Consider the following 20,396-nt stretch of genomic DNA (forward strand, 5'->3'; position numbering starts at 1 on the left):
TAATTTCTTTAGTCAATTATTTTCTGACCACCGATCAACTATTTCGAGCATTTTTTCAATACTTATGGCTTTAACCATCCCTTTACCACGCGGTATTTTAACCCTTTCTACTACATCATTCAATGATTGAAATTGTTTCTTATTGCGCTCATTTTCTACTATTTCTGCTATCTGAGAAGCTTTTTTTTGATTAAAACCAGCATTTTGTAATTTTGAGACAATTTTAACTTGACTAAGTGTTTTAAAAACTTCTATTGGTTCAGTCTTATCAGCCATCTGCTTTTTAAGCTCTTTAATTTCATTTTCTAACTTTGCATTAGTAGTTGCTTGCTCTAATATTTGATTCGTTATCTTTTCAAAACGTGATTCCAAATTTATTAAAAATTGTTCTATATCTTTTGATTGTAAAGATGTTTTTACTGAAGAATCAGCTTTTTGTTGTCTAAATAATTGAACTTGCTTTGTTAAAATCTCCTCATTTTCAGACTCAATAATAAATGCTCCAATCATTTCGCCCTTATGAGGCTCTATCTCTCTAGCCCTAGCAGCAGCATGATATTCAAAGTGTCCATCAACTACCTCAAAGGAATTGATACTTGAGCGACGAATAACTATAGGGTTAATAACTCCTGCCGCTTCTAAAATAAGATTTGCTGCCTGTTCTAGTTCATCATCTCCAAAACTTGAACGAGGTACAGTAGAAGTAATTTTCTTGATAGCAACAAGTGATGTAGATAATTTCATTAATTCAACCCTATTTTTTGTAAAACTTCTATTGCTAATAATTCAAATTCTTGTGCAGCAGTTGAATCTGGCTTAAAATCAAGTACAGAAATAGGATCAGCCACCTCCATATCTCCTATAATAAGAAACCTCTCAGCACATTTTGCCAGGTCATCTCTATCATAAATTACCGTATTCATCATCTCAAAATCATACCGTTTTGGAATAGCTTCGAGTCGTTTGGGTAAAGTATGTTTAACAAACTGGTTATTAGTAGATATTTTGCAAGCTAATACACCTAGAATTTCAATTTGAGGCTTTCTTATTTGTTTTCTAAATCCATTTATCTTTTTGAGAAATTCCCTAACGTTTATTAGTCCTTGATTAGCGAATGGTTTGAGATCAGAAGGAATAATAAGATAGTCAGCAGTAATTAGAGCAATTCTAGCGTACAGATTTAATGAAGGAGGAGTATCAATTAATACTACATCATATTCTTCTGCCACTGCATCTAGTTTTTGAGCAAGCATCATTTTACTATCTTCTTGCTGAATTAACTCATTTTCATAATTCATCAAACTAATATGAGAAGGAACAACGCTAATTTCTGGATTTGTGAATTGGGATTTTCTGGCGACTTCATTTATAGGAAAAAAATCTTCTGATTGCAAAATATGACGGATATTAGAATCTTTGATATCATCAAACTCTTCATCATCAAATTTGACTAAACCAGTAGCAAATGTAGTGTTGGCTTGACTATCTAAATCAATAACTAGAACTCGTTTCCCCTTCTTTCTAATAGCAGCAGCTAGATTAACTACAGTTGTTGTCTTACCAACGCCACCTTTATTATGGTAAACCGCGATTGTTTTCATTGAATGTTCCCTTTTCGTTTCAAATTTGGAATTATTTTCAGTTATTTGGACTTCTGGCTTATCTACTAGCTGTCCTTCTTTGAGACTCTCTCTACCAATTAAGCTTTTAATTTTATCTAACTGTATCTCAACTTCCTTTCCAGAACATTGAAATAATAGCTGAATATCAGTCTGTAATTTTTGATAAATTCTAATTTCTTTGCCATTAGTCAACAATCCATACCTGACATTCAAGCTGGTTAAATAATGCCTGAGTCGAGGGACATGATGATTTAAGTTTTGCTTGGGATGCTTTGCCTCCATGACGACACTCAACGGCGAATTGACATCTAAGACAAAGGGAATCACTTGTGCGGCAAATGCTAAAAAATCTAAGCGGATACTACCAACGGCAACCTCTTGATGCCAGGTGTCAGGAGTATAACCTAGCTGCGGTAGCAAATATTGCACTATGAGTTTGCTTTCAACTTCGCTTTCGTTACGGCACAGCTCAGGATTAAAAGGCAATATTTTTCTACCTCTAAATAATTATTGGACTTGGGACAAAACCTGATATTTGCTAGATTATGGCATACCCTTAATTATGTTGAGTGATATAAATCACTTAGAAAAATATAAATAATCATCATAAAATTAGTACTTTTGCTAGTAAAGTAACCACTTCTGAAAACTAGCCATATTCAAAAGTAACAGGCTCGGTATGTATTTCTCCATTATCTTTGTAAATGGATAGAATCAAAGTGTTTACCTATTTGCACTAAAGGTTTTGGCTACTGTATCTTGTCCCCACTGCCATCAACTCGTTGATAGTCAAGTTATTAATTGTCCCTATTGCCGGACGACACTTAAAGCTTACGGTCATCCCGGTATTCCATTGCACCGCGCCACTGGGGACGGGTATCTGTGCGATACCTGCACTTATCACGCTGATGATACTTGCAATTTTCCTCAGCGTCCCTACGCTAAAGACTGTACCCTCTACCAAAATATTGAAGAGACAAAGTTAGAGTTGGAACAGCAGCGTTACACTAATAGTTTTGCAATAACTGTAAAAAGTTGGATAAAACGCAATCAGGCTTTGCTGTTATTTTTGGCTTTATTATTAGTCTGTTTGTTGTTCGTTATATTAAGGTCTTGATTTGTGTTTAGTGGGGAGTAGGGAGTAAGGAAGATGAGGTAGCAGGGAGAGCAGGGGAAGAAGAACTATTAATTATTGCTCAATGCCTTTATTTCCTTCATCTCACCTATTCCCCACTCCCCACTCCCTAACCTTCAAACTGTTGTGATTTTGGATGCTTCAGCAACAGGTTCAATCAATATGGGTGGCGCTTTTTCTTCAAAGGCGGCTAAATCGAACCAAAAAGTGGTGCCAATGCCAACTTCACTCACCAGATGGACTTTACTACGATGTCTGTCGATGATATTTCTGACAATCGATAAACCTAAACCCGTGCCTTCTAGGGTGTGAACTCGGTTTTCTACGCGGAAGAAGCGTTCAAAAATTGAGTGTTGATCTTCTGTGGCGATGCCAATTCCAGTATCAGAAATTTCAATCCGCACTGGAGCAGATTGGGTGTGACTAGGTTTAAAATCTAGCTGGTAAGCGCGGATTGCCACTTTCCCACCGAATTTTGTGAATTTAAGGGCATTTCCAATCAGATTGCCAAACACTTGTACTAACAGATCATAATTACCCATTACTAGTGGCAAATTAGCAGCAACTTCTTGAATGAGTTCAACACCTTTATCTTTAGCGTTCAGTTGGTAAGTACGCAGTGTTTGCTCGATCGCTTGGGCTAAATCTACGCCATCGAAGCTGTAGTTGCGACCAGATTCGAGTTTTGACAAATCTAAAACATCGTTAACTAGGCGGGTTAGGCGATCGGTTTCATGATTTACTGTTTGCAGATACTCTTGCCGTTTCTGTAAATCCAAGTCTTCGGCGTAGTCGTACAGGGTTTCAATATGGTATTTGATGTTGGATAAAGGCGTCCGCAGCTCGTGAGAAACGTTGCTGATAAATTGGCCTTTTGCCTCATTTAATTCCACCTCACGGGTTATATCTTGGACAGTAATCGCAATGCCTTTGATGCTTTCCCTTTGCACATTAAGTACTGTAGTCAAGAGAATACGGATCGTTCGCGGGGTAGGTTGGTTAATAAAAATTCGGAATTCGGCGCTTTCGCATTGGCCTGCTGCCATTTCGTACAAAGGGCTAGCGATTTCCATTTGTACTGCTGGGGGCAAGTGATGTAACAGGTTTTGACCTACCACTTTAACGTTTTCCCAGCCAAAAATTCGCTCTGCTGTGGGGTTGACTAAAATCACCTGCATGTTGTTATCAATCAACACAGCACCATCTGCGATCGTTGAAACTAGGGTTTGTAGCTTGGCTTTTTCTGCGGTCAGTTCCTCAATATTTTGTTCTTCATAGCGCTCTAATCGCTCTCCCATTTCATTAAAGCTTAAAATTAACTCCCCCAGTTCGCCTCCTAAAGGTAAATCAATGCGCTGCTTGAAATTCCCGGTAGCAATTTGCTTTACTCCCACTAGCAGTTCTTTAATGGGCTTAGTGATGGTCAAGGCGTTTATCACTCCTGCCAAAATCACCATTACCCAAATGGTAATAAAAACGGCAATGGTAACATCGCGAGTAAAATTGGTGGAGATGACAGCAGTCTGATTGGGGTTGATACCGATCGCTAATACACCTAAGTATTTTTTATTGACAATCAGGGGAATAAATACATCGGTGACTATTCCATCTGGGGTTGTATGTTGCCGCACCATCGGCTTTTCACCATCACCAGGGTAATCTTCTGGCAGTTGTATCCGCCGTTTAATGGTAAGAGAGTTTTCTACCTCTGCTTCCCAAAAAGGAATGCCAAAAAAGATTTCCCCGTTTTCGTCGGCGTAAAGCATATAACGCACACTAGAGGTGCTGCTGTAGAAGCGTTGAGAAAATTGGGCAACCTCAGTCAGATTATTGTCAGCGATTAAAGGAGCAACGTTGGCAGCAAGCAGCAGCCCCAAGTCACGACCAAAGCGGGTGTCATTCATCCGCGCATCCTGCTGAATTGTATTCACAGCCCAGAAGGTCAGGCCACTCATCACTAATGAAACTACCATTGTGACCACAGCCAATAATTTGGTCTGGAGTGTGAACTCTGACCACCAAGTAGCGATCGCATGTCGAATTGTTTTTAACAGACTTAGCATCTTAAATAAAGTTGTTAATACTCTTTGTTATAAAGCCTAACAACTAAAAAATTAACAGTTAATTTGACAAACATGTTAGGGAATGGGGAATGGGACATTGGCCGTTAGGAATAACTCCAAACTCCAAACTCCTAACTCTTAACTCTATGCCCAATATCTCTCCGGTAATATACCCCCTCAAACTGGATATATTTGATACCTGCGTATGCTTGGGCGATCGCTTGCTCAAAATTTTCTCCAATTCCAGTCACATTTAATACTCGACCCCCATCTGTGACAACTTCTTGTTGCTGGTTCAATTTCGTACCTGCATGAAATACAGTTGCTCCCGTTACCTCTGCCTCACTAATGCCAGTAATGACCTGGCCTTTCTCATATTCTCCTGGATAACCACCTGAAGCTGCAACTACAGTTGCAGATACTCCCTTTTTCCAAGCAATGGGTGGCAATTCACTTAATCGCTGTTGTACACAGGCTAGAAGCAACTCTTCTAAAGGTGTTTCTAACAGTGGCAAAATCACTTGGGTTTCTGGATCGCCAAAGCGACAGTTAAATTCCAAAACCTTCAAGTCGCCATCGGGTGCAATCATTAACCCAGCATACAGTACACCTCGGTAATCAATACCTTTAGCTCGTAAGGTTGCGATCGCTCTTTCTAATACTTCTGTTTGAATGCGTGCCATCAACTCTGGCGTAGCGATGGGTGCTGGGCTGTATGCTCCCATGCCACCAGTATTGTCTCCCGTATCGCCATCACCAATTCGCTTATGGTCTTGAGCTGGCAGCAAGGGGCGAATCGTTAACCCATCTGTTAACGCTAAAATTGATACCTCTTGCCCAACTAAACATTCTTCAATGACAACAAATTCACCAGCACTGCCAAATTGTCCTTGAAAAATCGCATCAACCGCACTTTCTGCTTGTGCAACTGTTTCAGCTACCATTACGCCCTTACCAGCCGCCAAGCCATCAGCTTTAACAACAATTGGCGCTCCCTGAGAGTTGATATAAGATTTTGCTGCTGCTGCCTGCGTAAATACCGCAGCCCGTGCTGTCGGAATCCCTGCTTCTTGCATTAGGGCTTTTGCCCAAGCTTTGCTCGCCTCAATTTGCGCTCCTGCTCTGACTGGGCCAAATACCATCAATCCTTTGTCTTGGAGGTAATCTGTGATTCCCTTTGCCAAAGGCACTTCTGGCCCAACTATCACCAGAGTGATACCATTTTCTAAAGAATATCGGCTCATGCCCTCAAAATCATCTACTGTTAAGGGCAAGTTATGGCAACGTTCTAGACTTGCTGTGCCTCCATTCCCTGGTACACAGACAACTTGCTCAATTTGCCTAGATTGCAACAGTTTCCATGCCAGAGCATGTTCGCGCCCTCCATTACCTACAACTAAAACTTTCACTGCTTTCCTCGTGCGTTCCTTGCGAAACGAGAATGCCCTATTTGGCTCTCGCGGATCAATTTTTCATTAATTTTCACACTTATGCAAGCCCCCTCATGACCAGAAGAAGCAGGGGGGGAGGGGGCAGGGAGCAGGGGAGAAAGATTCTAAGTCCACCTGTCACAGGGGTTTGAGAGCAAATAAATTTATTTATGCCCAGCACAAAAACATTTCTTTTGAGATGCATAGCACAATAAATAAGGGACTTCCAACTAAAAAAAGATCCTATCCCTGCGGGACGCTACGCGTAGCTTGTTTCCCCAAAGGGTAAGCATCTAGGGCAGGGAGCAGGGGGAGGGAAAGTCGTAGTGAAGTCCAGAAATTGGATAATTTATTTTTTGGAGTTACCTAACAATTAACTCCTCGCAAGCGAATAGGAGGTCTTATCACGCAGAAGCGCATGCCAGTATGTTGAAATTTATTTTACTTAATGGGGGAGCTATTCTTCATTAAATTCATAGGGTAGCATAGCTAGTTGTGCTACCCTACTCCAAAATCCACGCAGCCTGAAAAAAGTCGCGCTCGCAAAACATAGCATAACGATAGATTGAATCTACAACAGAATTGCTAGCGGCATAATTGTCAACCAAATTTTCTAATTGTTGTGTTAGTGGTTGAAAATCTGCACTGCTGTAAGTACGAATCCAGTCTGCATATTGATGATTAGGAATGCCATTACGAGCCAACTGTTCTCCCAAAAAGGCATACAAACGCATACAAGGAGACATCGCCGCAGCAGTTAAGCCCGCATCTCCACCCCAAGCAGTTGCTAACAAAAAGTCAGTATAGCGGCGGGTGGTGGTTCTTGGTTGCACAGAATGCAAATCGACTCCCCACTGGGAAGCATAGCCACTATGCAACCGCAGTTCTTCTAAAACTCCACTAGCTAAGTTATGAAATGTGGTGAAACCTAACCAGTCTGGTGCTTTAGCTGCGGCGATACTGTAGGCACGGGCAAAAGCTTCTAGAAAAAAAGCATCTTGCCCTACGTAGTAAGCAAATTTCACTTGTTCAAGAGTACCATCCCCAATGCCTTGAACGAAAGGATGCTCTAGGCAAGCTTGGGCTAAGTCTTGATTTGCTGCCCATAATTCCTGAGATAAAGTCATTTGTTATTATCCCTCTGTTGTTTTAACTCTTCCCTTTAAAAAGGGAAGAACTGGAGCAAGACTGAGCCTAGACTTCCTAAAAAATCAACAAAACTGGGTTTACCAGCACTCACTTTTTCATTGGCAGGTGTTTGCAGTTCTTTTATAAAAGCTTGAGCTGTTAGCGTTCCAGTGCTGTTGCTTTGGGATGTAAACAATTTTTCAGCAATTTGGGCATCTTGGAATGCACCTTGTCTATCTAGTATTTGGTAACGGGCGACACCACGAGCTAAATAAGCACCCGCATATTCTGGTTTAATAGCGATCGCTTGATTAAAATAACTGATTGCTTGCTGTTGGTTACCTTTTTGCCCTTCTGCTACACCCCAAGCATAAAATTCTTCTGGTGAAGCAATTTGTAATGGTATCCCAACTGCACCTTGGAAGTTAGCACCATTCAAGTAAGCACCAGTTAGTTGTGCATTTGCTAAATAAGTATTTCTCAAATCAGCACCCCCTAAATTTGCCCCACTAAATTTAGCTTCGCTCAGGTTAACACCAAACAAACTCGCACCACTCAAGTTAGCACCCCGTAAATCTGCGCCACTCAAGTTTGCCCGACTAAGGTTAGCACCTGTAAGATTGGCACCGCTCAAATTGGCTCCAGATAAGTCAGCCATCACTAAACCTGCATTAGTCAAATCACAGTTTTGACATTGCTTGGTTGCCAATAACTGTTTAACATGTTCAGAATTTGCTGCTTGTACGGTTGTTGCCAAACTAATCGTCGTTAAAAAGGCAGCTATGGCTAGAATTTGGTTCTTCATATTCGTGTAATATTTATTACTCAATATTTTAAGTTAACTGAGACGGATTTATACCTCAGCATTATGATATGACCAATCTGAACAGTTTGCCCTCTGTAGTTCCCTATATTACTTATAAATTTGAGTAAACACTTACATATACCCTGATTTTCAATAAATATGAGACTATAGAAGCATTAAGACAGTCATAAAAACGTGAGTCAGCAAGACAAACTCTTAGAAAAGATCCTCTCTGGGACTTCTGATACAGACATCCCTTTTGCCCAACTGTGGCAACTTTTATATCGACTAGGCTTTGAAGAGCGGATTCGTGGCGATCATCGTATTTTTATCAAACCCGATGTTGAGGAAATATTGAATCTGCAACATAAGAGAGGAAAAGCCAAAAGCTATCAAATTAAACAAGTTCGTGCAGTAATTATCAAGTATAAGTTAGGAAGTAAAAATGATGTTTCACTATGAAGTTATTCTCTACTGGAGTCAATTAGATCAAGCCTTTATTGGTGAAGTACCAGAATTACCAGGCTGTGCTGCTGACGGTGATACTTATCAAGAAGCCCTACATAATGTAGAATTAGTTATGCAGGAATGGATAGAAACGGCTAAGGATTTAGGGCGTCCAGTTCCTCAAGTTAGACCACGTTTGATGTACATTTAATAGGATTTACGCATTTACAAAAATGCCAAAGATGGATAAGTTTAAAAACCACATCTTTCATGAGGCACAGCAGAGTCTATTTACGTAGTTTACCGCCGTAGGCATCGCAGGATAATTAAAAAAAGCCTGGAACGATCTATTTTCGTTAATTCACATCACAATGCATTTGTATAGGCGGAAGTTGGGTTGAGGAATGAAACCCAACATAATCAGAGCAGGTCTAATTGAAAAGGTTAACTACTGGCAACCTTACAAATCACCATAATATGTGATTTGTATTTGTCAATACTATAGTGAATAAGTTGCAATCCAGAACGTTCTAGTTCTTGCAAAAGTTTAGGGATTTCATACTTATGATGTCGCCAAATAGTAATTTCTTCACCTTCAGATATTTCAATCTTCTTATCTATCCCCATCCGACTAAAATTTAGAGTGTAATTATAATGGAGTTTCATATTAGCAACTACACTATCTGTTTTTAAATCATACTTTCTCACCAATTCACAATCTTCAGATTTAATTCCAATCTTGCTTCTAACCCATTCATATATTTCTTCTACATGATACTTGCAGCCACCTCTGACGCTTCCATCCCATTTAGAGTTAGAACCAATTTCATTAGTAAACACCAGAAAATCATTTTTTCCCATGCTATCTCTAAAGTTTTTTAGTACCTGATCTCTATTTTGATGATTACCGATGGTAACGCCTAAGTGGAAAAATATTTTTGCTGTGTCGTCAATTTCAAAGCTATCTTGATTTTGGAATAAATTTTTGCGTACACAACTATTTTCTATGTCAATTGTGGAACTGATGAACTCGACTAGAGGAAACCATTTTGTAAAATTATTTTTGGATACATCAAGCAATTCCTCGCTTATATCTAATGCTATATATTTATTAACTTTTCCTAGGTGATTAAGTTTTTTAATAAAATTCTTAACTGGATATGAGTTTCCTGCACCAACGTCTACAATATTGACTTTTTTACCACTTTGAATATTATCATTCAAGTATTTAAAGTTTTCCTTTAAAAGTTCTATTTCTACATTTGATGTTCGATACCATGTTGGGATAACATATTTTCGATAAAAATTGTCCCAGATTTTTGCGCCTCTACCTTTATAAGAATACTTTAGAGGTATTTCTCGCCTGACTTCTAATGCATGAATTATGCCTAAAACTTCTTCCTCAGAAAAAATAGAGTAGAACTCAGAGCTTGGCTTTGCTGTGCGATTGATAGGAGTTGACATGTCCGAGGGAAGTTGGAAATTGCTATGAAAATTTTGAGCCATTATTCTTGTTCTTTGTTTTTCTGAGGTATTTTATTTTAATGGATTAGCTGCAATGCTTGCCAAAGAGGTATTTTCCCATGCCGTTGTGCGAATATTTAAACCAAATTTTGGACTTACAAGCACAAATAGATCCCACATTATCTACTGGTGGATTGGTTTTTTACCATCAAAAATAGGAGATAATTTTTCAAAGATACAGGGGTGAATACCAGTGGTTCAGCAACCAGAACTCCAGGAAACTTCGTCGATACAGTCAATGCAGCGCGTGCTTAAGAGTTTAAGCGCTTACCGATGGACTTCGCTAGGAGCATTGGTGAGCCTGTTGCTGTTGACGATCGCAAACGCAGTTACTCCACAACTATTTCGGTGGGGAATTGATGAGGGGATCACGCAAAAAAACCTCCAAATTGTGCTACACAGCGCCGCCTGGCTGGTACTCGCCGCGATCGCTCGTGGTGTATTTAACTTTGGACAAAGCTATTTAGCAGAAGCAACGTCTCAAGGTGTAGCTTATGACCTGCGAAACAGAATTTTCAGCAAAATTCAAAATCTCAGTTTCAGTTATCATGACCAGGCGCAGACTTCCCAACTCTTAACCCGTGTCACCAGCGACATAGAGCAGATCCGTACCTTTGTTGGTACTAGTTTAATTCAGGTCATCAGTTCAATTGTGACATTGGTGAGTATATCAGTGGTTTTGCTACTGATGAACTGGCAACTAGCACTGATTACGCTAACGGCAGTGCCTCTAAATGCATGGTTAATGATACAATTTATCTCTCGGAATAACAAAATTTTTCGGCAAGTACAAGAGCAACTAAGCGACCTGAATGCTGTATTGCAAGAGAACTTGTTTGGAATCCGGGTGGTAAAAGCGTTTGTGCGGGAATCAACCGAAAGGTCGCGTTACACGGGCATGAATGATGGTCTAGTTAGGGCAAACATGAAGACCATTAGCGCCATCCACAATATCTTCCCGTTTATCTTTTTGGTGAGTAACTTGGTAACATTGGCAGTTTTCGCCTATGGGGGAGCGCAAGTAATTGGGCGTAGGTTCTCCATTGGCGAACTGGTGGCGTTTAACTCCTACCTAGCGTTGATTCTCCAACCAATTTTGTTGATTGGATTTGCTGCACCGGCGATCGCTCAATCAGCTGCTTCCGCCGAACGCGTCTACGAAGTTGTAGATGCGGAAGTAGAAATTCGCGATCGCCCCGGTGCTGTCCCATTTGACACCTGTGTTGGTAGAATCACCTTTGAAAATGTTTGCTTTCGCTATCCAGGAGCGACAACTGAAACTCTCAAAGGAGTTTCCTTTGAAACCAAACCCAAAGAGCTAATCGCCGTTTTAGGGATGACTGGTTCCGGGAAAAGCACAATTATGAACTTGCTTCCCCGCTTTTACGATGTCACAAAGGGAGCAGTTCGCATTGACGGACGAGATGTAAAAGATTTCACCCTCAAAAGCCTCAGATCGCATATCGGTATTGTATTTCAGGAAACCACCCTCTTTTCTGGCACAATTCGCGAAAATATTGCCTATGCAAAACCCGATGCAACTCTAGAGGAGGTGATTGAGGTTGCCAAAACTGCCCAAATGCACGATTTTATCAGTAGTTTACCTGATGGCTACGAGACAATTGTGGGTGAACGGGGCGTGGGCTTGTCTGGTGGGCAAAAACAACGAATTGCGATCGCTCGTACCTTACTAACCGATTACAGCATTCTGATTTTGGACGATAGCACCTCTGCTGTAGATGCTAAAACTGCTGCCCAGATTCAAGCCGAACTAGATAGCTTAATGCGCCAGAAAGCTTGTACAACTTTTGTAGTAGCTCAACGCATCAGCACCGTCAAAAATGCCGATCGCATTTTTCTCATGGATAAAGGAAGATTAGTAGCACAAGGCACTCACGAGGAATTGATGCAAACCAGCCCCCTCTACGGTGTGATTTTGGAATCTCAAGTAAAGGCGAAAGAAAAAATGATCCCAAACCATAATAAATAGTCTTGCGTAAAATTCTTATTACAGCCTGGTAATCAAGGCAAAGACTTTTAATCCAAAATCCAAAATCTAAAATCCAAAATTCTTATGAGAGGCACAGTTCCCGTTGTTGCATCTGAGCAAGCGAGTCAGCAACTTTCCACTCTGGGACGCTTTTTGCAATACCTGCTACTTTATCGCAAAGAAATTCCCATCGCCCTGACATTAGTATTTATTGGTGCCGTAACCCAGGCAATTGGGCCATTTTTCATCGGTTGGTCCATTGATCACCTAATTGCACAAGGAAATTTGCAAGGACTGCTGCTGTTATTAGGACTACTAGCCCTAAACTACGCACTTGGCGTATTCGCAATCCGAGGTCAAATTATTCGAGTCGGCTGGATTATGCAGCGATTGCTGGCTCAACTAAGGCAAGATATTTTCACTAAAATCCAAAGTCTGCCACTTAGCTTTTTTGATCGCAGCGAAGCAGGCGATTTAATGAGCCGTCTGCTGAATGATGTTAATACTGTAAATCAGGCATTTGGACTGACGATCGCCCAAATGCTGGGCAACACTTTCAGTTTGGTAGGCATCATTATTGCAATGCTCGCAATCAACTTACAACTTGGTTTGTTGAGTAATCTGGTTGTGCCACTGATGATTTTTACCACAAGCTTATTTGCACGTTGGGCAAGAGCCAGATTTCGCGTTACCCGACAAACTATTGGGGAACTTTCCGCCAAGTTAGAAGAAGATATTGGCAGCGTCCGAGAAGCACAAGCATTTAATCGTGTACAGATGAATATTCAAGAGTTTGACGTTCTTAACGCTGCCAATAGAGATGCTAACGTCGACGCTGTAGCAATTACTTCAGCCTTTTTGCCCTCCATTGATTTTCTCAACACCCTAGCAACCGCAGCTGTGCTGGCTTATGGCGGCTATCTCGCAGTCACCGGAGCTGCAACAGTGGGTGTGGTGACAGCTTTTTTACTTTACGTTCAGCAGTTCTTCCGCCCGATCCAAATTCTCAGCCAGTTTTACACCCAAGCTCAATCTGCATTTGCCGGATTAGAGCGAATCTTTCTATTGCTAGATGAACCGTCACAACTCAATGACGCACCTAATGCCACAGAAATGCCGCCTATTCAGGGTGAAGTGACATTTGATAATGTCAAGTTTGGCTACAACCCAGATCAACTGGTTCTCAAAGGGGTGAATTTGCACGCTTATCCAGGGCAGATGATTGCATTAGTAGGGCCAACCGGTTCAGGAAAAAGTACAATTATTAACTTGATTTTGCGCTTCTACGATGTATCTAGTGGTGCAGTGAAAATTGATAATATTGATGTACGTAGCGTTACTCAAGCAAGTCTGCGGCGACAAATTGGCATCGTTCTGCAAGACAATATTTTGTTTACCGGCACCGTCGCTGAAAACATTGCTTTTGGCGCTCCTTACTCCACTCAAGCTGATATCGAAGCTGCTGCACAACTAGCAAATGTGCATGAGTTCATTACCTCACTACCACAGGGTTATACAACTCAATTGGGTGAACGAGGCGCACCCCTAAGTCAAGGACAGCGACAACTACTCAGTATTGCTCGTGCGGTGTTGATTAATCCCCGAATACTGATTCTTGATGAAGCAACCAGCAGCATTGACACGCGTACAGAAGCGCTAGTACAGAGTGCGATCGCTCGCTTGCTGCAAGGTCGTACCAGCTTCGTAATTGCCCACCGCCTCAGTACAGTTACCCAGGCAGATCGGGTATTAGTAATTCAGCAGGGAGAAATTGTAGAGCAGGGTACTCACGCCGAACTGATCAATCAGCAAGGTGTCTATGCTAACTTGTATGCCCTGCAACTGGGTGCAGCAGACACAACGGTTCTTCAAAACAAAAAGTAAAATATATATAGCTCTAATTTATCAATTGCCAGCAAAGAAATGAAGCTACCTGACCTTGATTCACAAACCATCGATCGCATTATTGAAATGGCATGGGAAGATAGAACCTCTTTTGATGCCATTGAGGCTCAGTTTGGGCTGTTGGAGAAAGAGGTAATTGCCCTAATGAGGCGCGAAATGAAAGAATCTAGTTTCCGGATGTGGCGAGAGCGAGTCACCAAACGCAGTACAAAACATTTATCTAAGCGAGAATTTATTGCAGGTCGGTTTAAATCGCACAATCAAAAAACGTAAGTAATTGGGTGAAAACTACCAAATTCAGAAGCACAATGACGAAAGTTACACTCTACATTGCAGCTAGTTTGGATGGCTATATCGCTCGCAGTGATGGCGGAATTGATTGGCTATCATTCCTTGATACAGAAGGTGAAGACTACGGTTACACTGATTTCTACGAATCAATTGATGCGATCGTGTTAGGTAGCAAGACCTATGAAATAGGGCTTGGTTTTGATGAATGGCCTTATCCAGAAAAAAAATCCTTTGTTTTCACCCAGCGCCCTCTCCAATCTGACCGTGAGGACGTTACATTTGTTTCTGATCCAGTAGAGCCAGCCTTAACAAATATACAGGCTCAAGGTTATGAAAACATCTGGTTAGTTGGTGGCGGAGCATTAATCAATTCGTTTCTTCAGCACAGCTTGATTGACGAATATATTATTTCAACTATTCCAATTATCTTAGGTGAAGGTATACGCCTTTTCCCACCGCCTAGCCCTGAAGAAAAATTAGAGCTGATTAACTCAAAACAATATTCTACTGGCTTAGTCCAAGCACATTATAGGCGAAAAGAAAAGGTTTAAAAATTTATAATTGATAATCATGCTTCAAGTGGTGATAAGTCCGAGGGTCGGCTTCCAAAGCTCAGAACTTCGCGGAATTTAAACACCACCTGAAACTTCACTGCCGTTATTAGGCATCGGGTATAAACCCTTATTAATTATGAATTACGAATCAGTGGTTGAAACAACCTCAAGAAGCTTCTGAACAGCTTCGCTAAACTGCTCGTAAGGCGAAACTCCTACGATAGTTTCTGCTAAATCACCATCTTTAAAAATTAAAACTGCTGGAATACTGCGAAGACCGAATCTTTTGAAAATTGGCTTGTTGCTGTCAACATCTACCTTAACGACTTTGGCGCGACCTTTGTATTCCTCAGCAAGTTGCTCCATTAACGGACTAACTAGGCGACATGGGCCACACCAAGTAGCAGTAAAATCAACAACAACAATTTTCTCTTCACTTTCAGTTAAAACAGTATCAAATTCACTTTCTTGAACGTAAGCAACTAAGTGAGTATCTGTAGACATTTTTTAATCCTTTAGTGTCAAACTAAAATTTCAGCAAAAAGCTAACTATACAAACTATACTCCCTTCTGCCTGTCAGATTCACCAGTCACCTACATTCGTGAACCCCAGCGATCGTGGATTTAATAATTTACAACCTTCTTACATAGGGTGCGTTAATACACCCTACCAACCGACCTAATCCAAAAGGGGTACCGTCAAGAGTCATTTTCTGAAGAGAATAGTTCTAACAACCCAATTGTGCCTACAAAAAAAGTATAAGTAGCATATTTTATGGGCATCTTTTTTCTTGAAGGTGCATAAAAAGCTGCTATGATACTTTCGATAAAATGGCTAGTCATAGCAAAACGCTCAATCCAAAAAATTGGATTAAGGCTGGTTGGTAAATTAGTATTAGTTATTGCTGCATAAATATTCCATGATTCCAATCCAATTGCGCTTGTTATAAGCATTGTAGATATAATTTTTACAAAGGTAAAAATCCTTCTTTTTATAAGTTTTAAGTTCATATAATTCACAAAAAGTTGTTTAAAATATCCAGCAATACTCGGTGAAGTAACACACAAGTTAATGTGTAAGTACTTACGCAAAAAAACTCTCTCAAACTATTCACCGTGTCGCGCCAGTTGCTTCTCCCTACAGCCCTTCTCCTAAAGGAGACGCTACGCGAACGGGCATCCTACGGCAGGCGCTAGCCTCTCCCTTTGGGAAAAGGGGAGACGCTGTGCGTAGCTTGCTTCCCCGCAGGGGTACAAGTCGGGGAACCCGCCCAACGCACTGGCTTCTCTGTGCCTCTGTGGTAGCCTGCGGCAAGCTGCTTTAGTCTAGGTTTTTTCGGTACTCATGTGTAGTCTTGTATGTATTGTCTACAACTCCTTTTAAGTCAACCAATCTTATATCATGATTTCCATTTTTGTAAAAGCCTCTAAAAATACGGGTATGGTGTATGTGGGGGACTCTGACTCCCAACTGATAACTGTTAAATCACTAGATATTTAAAAAATGGTAAAAATGTGGAATAATACATAGTGGTAAATTTAATTACGTTCCGTAAATTGATAAAAATATAAAACTATGATTACTCAAAATTACAATTCAATTCATGTTGAAAATAACTTGCTTAAACAAATCAAAGTTAAAGAAAATCAGCTAAAAATTGCACAAGAATCTAATATGCTCCATGTAGCAGAAGCATTACAAGATGAATTATTAAAGTTACAAGGTCAATTATCAGAATCGCAAGACGTTGAAGTTCAAGCGTTGATGGGTCTGCTAGACGATTAATATTGTAAATTTGTGTTGCAAATATTAAAACACAAAAGCTCTGTAAACAGGAACCAGGGCATACTGATTTGGATGCATAGGGTTCTAAGGTTTCATAAACTCACGATGATTCTTACCTAGTTAAGATATTAGGGTTTTGCTGAGTATGTGGTGTTTTAATCTGCGGTAGTGAATTAATCTTAAGAACAGGTTTAATTGGGCGCAGTTGCCTTAGCTTAAGAATTTGAATTTCTCTCTCAATCGAATTTTTTCCTTGCCTAAAAAATTCTTGAGAGTTATATGGTACTAAGTCGCGGGACAAATGTTGAGTTTGTGCTGGAGTCAAACGAGGAAGGGGTTGTTCAGCATTGGCAGAAGTCTGTATAGCCAGAAAAAAAGCTGTTGAAAGCACCAAGGGTTTTATTTTTATACATCCAGTGAATATCAGGTTTAACATGATTGATACATCTGTTGCGTGAATGCTGTATCAAACCATCTTGTGTTGGTCTGATTATAAGTAAAGTATACTTATTTGCTTACTAATTACCTCCCACAAATGGGTGAATTAATCAGCTAAAACTTTATCGAATAGAATTCAGGAGTCAGGAGCGGAGCCGGAGCGTCTCCGGCTCCGCTCCTGAATTCTGACTCCTAAATTCTTGCTAGAAATTACCTTATGTGTTCCTACGCAAATCAAAGGTAGTAATGATGGTAACCGCTCAATAATCCGGGGTAAATCGCTCAGTGACAAAACTCAAATAGCGTAAACTCGTTCCTGAACTGGTAGTTGCCCCGATTTATTGAGCGGATAGTAATGATGGATGAGCAGAACAATCAAAATTATCGTTCACAAAGTCGTTACTGACCGTCCCGCACGCAGGCAACCACGAGTTCAAAAACGCCGCCCCAAAGCTTACCTCTTCATGACAAAACCTCGACAAGAATTACGAAAACAGCTGCAAACTTCTTAATTGGCAACTGTTTCCGCTTTTCTTAGTACCCCATTTGTCTTTAGGCTACAGTGACTCCTAGTGTATAAGAACCAGGATTAAAAGAGCCAGAACTGAAAGTCCCGCCATTTTGCGGGAAGTAATCAAAATCACTTACTGAAATGGAGTAAGTACCTGTCCCTAGTGAAGCGGTGATTGATGGAGAATCACTAGAATTCAGTAAGTTCCCGGCACTATTAAATAGACCGATAACTGTATCGACAGTAAGATTCTCCGTGCTGATAGTCACAGTTCCTGGGTTGGCTAAAGAAAATGTGAAAAAGTCGAAATCAGGATTGTTCCCTGGAAGTGTTGCCAGTTGAGCAGAGGTATTAACTTCTGAACCTGATGTTAAAGTACCTAGCTCCTCAGCAGTGGCTAGTGTGTTGTTTGTCCCTTGTCGAGCATCTTCTTTCTCGTAGAACAGGAAGTCGTCACTATCAAGCCTCAGAGACGACGCTTCCACAACACCAATGAGTTCATCTAGCTCTCCCCCTGATTTGTCCAGAAATACCCTTGTATTGGCTCCCACAGTCTGCAAGCGATAGTCTCCCAGTGTTCCTTTGATCTGGATTGTATCCTCGTTGGAGTTGAAGCCACGGACGGTAGCGTAGTCTGCAAAACCACTACTTCCACTGTTATCGTCATAAAAGACATTATTAGCATCTCCAAGTAAGAACTGATCTTCCCCAGGTCCTCCAGTTAGGATATCAACCTCCCCTAATCCAGGAGAATCAGAACCGTTAGTATCAACGCCTATGAGGACATCATTTCCAGGCCCTCCAAGGAGAGTGTCATTGCCGACCCCGCCAAAGAGTGGGTCATCGCCTTCTCCTCCTTCGAGAAGGTCATTGCCAGCCCCGCCAAACAGGCTGTCATTCCCATCCTCGCCCAAGACGAGGTCATTACCTTCCTGACCATCAAGAAAGTCATCGCTATCCCCACCAAGCAAGGTGTCATTGCCGCCTCTGCCAAAGACGGTATCATTGCTGCCTCCTCCAATTAGGGAGTCGTTAAAACTAGAACCAAAGACTTGCTCGATATTGAACAGGACATCATTCCCATCTCCCCCACTGGCAGTTCCAGTGCCAAGGTCAACGGTGACTCCGGCAGTGGCATTTAAATAATCAGCAGTATCAACACCAGTCCCACCAAAGAGTTGGTCATCCCCGCCTCCAGCAAGGAGTTGGTCATCCCCGTCTCCACCAAGCAGAATGTCATTGCCTCTGCCGCCTAGCAGGGTATCATTGCCTTCTCTACTAATGAGAGTGTCACCCCCGTCCTCACCTTCGAGTTGGTCATTGCCAGCCCCACCAAGCAGGATGTCAATGCCGCTACCGCCAAGCAGGGAGTCATTGCCGTTCCCGCCATTGATAAAGTCGTCGTTAGTCCCGCCAAGCAGGGTGTCATTGCCGTTATCGCCAAAGAGGCGGTCATTACCAGCCCCACCATTGACAGAGTCATTCCCGTCCCCACCACTGAGGAAGAAGTCATTGCCAGCTCCGCCAAAGATGGTGTCATTGAACCTAGAACCAACGATTCTTTCAATCTCCAACAGGACATCATTCCTGCCCTGCCCTGTAGCGGTTCCAGTCGCTAGGTTAATCGTGACTCCGGCAGTGGCACTTAAATAATCAACAGTATCAACACCATCTCCACCGAAGAGTTGGTTATTGCCAGTCCCACCACGCAAGGTGTCATCGCCCAACCCACCACGGACAATATCGTTGCCAATTTCACCATCAAGCACGTCATTGCCAACTCCACCATCAAGCAGGTCATTGCCACCTCTACCAAAGAGGGTGTCATTACCGCGCCCGCCAGTTAGAGAATCGTTGAAACCAGAACCAAAGACTTGTTCGATATTAAACAGGACATCATTCCCAGCCCCTCCACTGGCAGTTCCAGTCGCTAGGTTAACGGTGACACCAGCAGTGGTATTTGAATAGTCAGCAGTATCATTGCCAGTCCCACCAGAGATTTGGTCATCCCCGTCCCCTCCTTCGAGTCGGTCATTGCCAGCCCCGCCAAGAAGTCGGTCATCGCCAGCCTCACCAATCAAGTTGTCATTGCCATCCTCGCCATCAATCTGGTCATCGCCAGCCCCGCCATTGAGGGTGTCAGCCCCTTCCCCGCCAAAAAGTTGGTCTTCACCGTCTTCTCCAGCGAGTCGGTCATTTCCGTCCCCGCCTTCGAGAAGGTCATTGCCAGATCCAGCAAGGAAAACATCATCACCGAACCCACCAAGCAGGGTGTCGTCACCGCCTCTGCCAAGGAGTTGATCGTCATCCTCCTCGCCATCAAGCAGGTCATTGCCAGATCCACCAAGGAGGACATCATCGCCGAACCCACCAAGCAGCGTGTTGTCGCCCTCCTCACCATTGAGAAGGTCATTGCCGTCCTCGCCATTAAGCGAGTCATTGCCAGTCCCACCCAAGAGGTCATCATTGCCGCCCCGACCAAAGAGGTTATCATCACCGCCCTGACCAAGGATAGCGTCATTCTCAAACGTGCCAATTAGACTGTTATTCCTGTTGTCTCCAATAATGTCTGCCATATCAATCCCCTCAGTTATAAGTTTGATTCACAGATATTCGCTGGCAGAGGTGTCATCTATGAGTAGCCCTGCCAGCAGGGCGAAACCCTAGATAGGTAGTTCAAATAAATACAGCATCTACTTAGACTGGTTTCGTAACCGCTCAATAATCCGGGGTAAATCGCTCAGTGACAAGGCTCAAATGGCGTAAA

The 20,396-nt window shown here is 41.9% G+C and carries 20 protein-coding genes; 9 read left to right on the forward strand and 11 right to left on the reverse strand.

Annotated features, from left to right (window positions below):
- Positions 1 to 12: 12 nt before the first annotated feature.
- Positions 13 to 744 carry a hypothetical protein gene (locus tag LC608_RS02470; protein ID WP_229551997.1) on the reverse strand — a complete coding sequence of 244 codons (732 nt, stop codon included), beginning with the start codon at positions 742 to 744 and terminating at the stop codon, positions 13 to 15.
- Positions 744 to 2,108 carry an AAA family ATPase gene (locus LC608_RS02475; protein WP_229551998.1) on the reverse strand — a complete coding sequence of 455 codons (1,365 nt, stop codon included), beginning with the start codon at positions 2,106 to 2,108 and terminating at the stop codon, positions 744 to 746. Before LC608_RS02475 ends, LC608_RS02470 begins: the two co-directional genes overlap by 1 nt.
- A 259-nt stretch (positions 2,109 to 2,367) precedes the next feature.
- Here LC608_RS02475 and LC608_RS02480 point away from each other — a divergent pair, with 259 nt between their 5' ends.
- Positions 2,368 to 2,739 (forward strand): zinc ribbon domain-containing protein, encoded by a 372-nt coding sequence (locus LC608_RS02480; protein WP_229551999.1) that lies wholly within the window; start codon positions 2,368 to 2,370, stop codon positions 2,737 to 2,739.
- Positions 2,740 to 2,873: 134 nt separating this feature from the next.
- On the opposite strand, the gene nblS is transcribed toward LC608_RS02480, so the two are convergent.
- The 4 genes from nblS to LC608_RS02500 form a co-directional block, all read right to left on the reverse strand.
- Positions 2,874 to 4,820, reverse strand: coding sequence for a two-component system sensor histidine kinase NblS (gene nblS, locus LC608_RS02485; RefSeq protein WP_229552000.1), 1,947 nt, complete (start codon positions 4,818 to 4,820; stop codon positions 2,874 to 2,876).
- 131 nt (positions 4,821 to 4,951) lie between these two features.
- The gene (gene purD, locus LC608_RS02490) at positions 4,952 to 6,229 is read right to left on the reverse strand and encodes a phosphoribosylamine--glycine ligase (protein WP_229552001.1); all 1,278 of its coding nucleotides are present in this window, start codon (positions 6,227 to 6,229) and stop codon (positions 4,952 to 4,954) included.
- Positions 6,230 to 6,753: 524 nt separating this feature from the next.
- Positions 6,754 to 7,377 carry a TenA family protein gene (locus tag LC608_RS02495; protein WP_229552002.1) on the reverse strand — a complete coding sequence of 208 codons (624 nt, stop codon included), beginning with the start codon at positions 7,375 to 7,377 and terminating at the stop codon, positions 6,754 to 6,756.
- A gap of 35 nt (positions 7,378 to 7,412) precedes the next feature.
- Positions 7,413 to 8,183 carry a pentapeptide repeat-containing protein gene (locus tag LC608_RS02500; protein WP_229552003.1) on the reverse strand — a complete coding sequence of 257 codons (771 nt, stop codon included), beginning with the start codon at positions 8,181 to 8,183 and terminating at the stop codon, positions 7,413 to 7,415.
- A gap of 195 nt (positions 8,184 to 8,378) precedes the next feature.
- Between LC608_RS02500 and LC608_RS02505 the strand changes: the two genes are divergently transcribed.
- Complete coding sequence (locus tag LC608_RS02505; RefSeq protein ID WP_229552004.1) at positions 8,379 to 8,645, forward strand: type II toxin-antitoxin system HicA family toxin; 267 nt, start codon at positions 8,379 to 8,381, stop codon at positions 8,643 to 8,645.
- Positions 8,629 to 8,841, forward strand: a complete 213-nt coding sequence (locus LC608_RS02510) for a type II toxin-antitoxin system HicB family antitoxin (protein WP_229552005.1) — start codon at positions 8,629 to 8,631, stop codon at positions 8,839 to 8,841. The genes LC608_RS02505 and LC608_RS02510 overlap by 17 nt, the downstream gene beginning before the upstream one ends.
- A gap of 233 nt (positions 8,842 to 9,074) precedes the next feature.
- On the opposite strand, the gene LC608_RS02515 is transcribed toward LC608_RS02510, so the two are convergent.
- Positions 9,075 to 10,136: an L-histidine N(alpha)-methyltransferase gene (locus tag LC608_RS02515; RefSeq protein ID WP_229552006.1), complete on the reverse strand. Its 1,062-nt coding sequence runs from the start codon at positions 10,134 to 10,136 to the stop codon at positions 9,075 to 9,077.
- A gap of 211 nt (positions 10,137 to 10,347) precedes the next feature.
- Here LC608_RS02515 and LC608_RS02520 point away from each other — a divergent pair, with 211 nt between their 5' ends.
- The 4 genes from LC608_RS02520 (at position 10,348) to LC608_RS02535 (ending at position 14,891) form a co-directional block, all read left to right on the forward strand.
- Positions 10,348 to 12,144: an ABC transporter ATP-binding protein gene (locus LC608_RS02520; protein ID WP_229552007.1), complete on the forward strand. Its 1,797-nt coding sequence runs from the start codon at positions 10,348 to 10,350 to the stop codon at positions 12,142 to 12,144.
- Positions 12,145 to 12,228: 84 nt separating this feature from the next.
- On the forward strand, positions 12,229 to 14,028 hold the full coding sequence (locus LC608_RS02525; protein ID WP_229552008.1) for an ABC transporter ATP-binding protein: 1,800 nt from the start codon (positions 12,229 to 12,231) through the stop codon (positions 14,026 to 14,028).
- Positions 14,029 to 14,067: 39 nt separating this feature from the next.
- Entirely contained in the window at positions 14,068 to 14,322 is a 255-nt protein-coding gene (locus LC608_RS02530; RefSeq protein WP_229552009.1) for a TIGR03643 family protein, read from the forward strand.
- A 35-nt stretch (positions 14,323 to 14,357) separates the two neighbouring features.
- Complete coding sequence (locus tag LC608_RS02535; protein WP_229552010.1) at positions 14,358 to 14,891, forward strand: dihydrofolate reductase family protein; 534 nt, start codon at positions 14,358 to 14,360, stop codon at positions 14,889 to 14,891.
- A gap of 144 nt (positions 14,892 to 15,035) precedes the next feature.
- Here LC608_RS02535 and trxA read toward each other — a convergent pair whose 3' ends face one another.
- Together trxA and LC608_RS02545 are read right to left on the reverse strand one after the other, a co-directional pair.
- Positions 15,036 to 15,398 (reverse strand): thioredoxin, encoded by a 363-nt coding sequence (gene trxA, locus LC608_RS02540; protein ID WP_229552011.1) that lies wholly within the window; start codon positions 15,396 to 15,398, stop codon positions 15,036 to 15,038.
- 195 nt (positions 15,399 to 15,593) lie between these two features.
- Positions 15,594 to 15,905 carry a hypothetical protein gene (locus LC608_RS02545; RefSeq protein WP_229552085.1) on the reverse strand — a complete coding sequence of 104 codons (312 nt, stop codon included), beginning with the start codon at positions 15,903 to 15,905 and terminating at the stop codon, positions 15,594 to 15,596.
- Between the two features lie 565 nt (positions 15,906 to 16,470).
- Between LC608_RS02545 and LC608_RS02550 the strand changes: the two genes are divergently transcribed.
- A complete protein-coding gene (locus LC608_RS02550; protein WP_229552012.1) occupies positions 16,471 to 16,680 on the forward strand; it encodes a hypothetical protein in 210 nt (69 codons plus the stop codon).
- 112 nt (positions 16,681 to 16,792) lie between these two features.
- Here LC608_RS02550 and LC608_RS02555 read toward each other — a convergent pair whose 3' ends face one another.
- Positions 16,793 to 17,116: a hypothetical protein gene (locus LC608_RS02555; protein ID WP_229552013.1), complete on the reverse strand. Its 324-nt coding sequence runs from the start codon at positions 17,114 to 17,116 to the stop codon at positions 16,793 to 16,795.
- Positions 17,117 to 17,480: 364 nt separating this feature from the next.
- On the opposite strand from LC608_RS02555, the gene LC608_RS02560 reads away from it, so the two are divergent.
- Positions 17,481 to 17,630, forward strand: a complete 150-nt coding sequence (locus LC608_RS02560; protein ID WP_229552014.1) for a hypothetical protein — start codon at positions 17,481 to 17,483, stop codon at positions 17,628 to 17,630.
- 40 nt (positions 17,631 to 17,670) lie between these two features.
- Here LC608_RS02560 and LC608_RS02565 read toward each other — a convergent pair whose 3' ends face one another.
- Complete coding sequence (locus tag LC608_RS02565; protein WP_229552015.1) at positions 17,671 to 20,205, reverse strand: calcium-binding protein; 2,535 nt, start codon at positions 20,203 to 20,205, stop codon at positions 17,671 to 17,673.
- Positions 20,206 to 20,396: the final 191 nt, after the last annotated feature.

Origin of the sequence: Nostoc sp. XA010 (assembly GCF_020829625.1) — a bacterium.
GTDB lineage: Bacteria > Cyanobacteriota > Cyanobacteriia > Cyanobacteriales > Nostocaceae > Nostoc.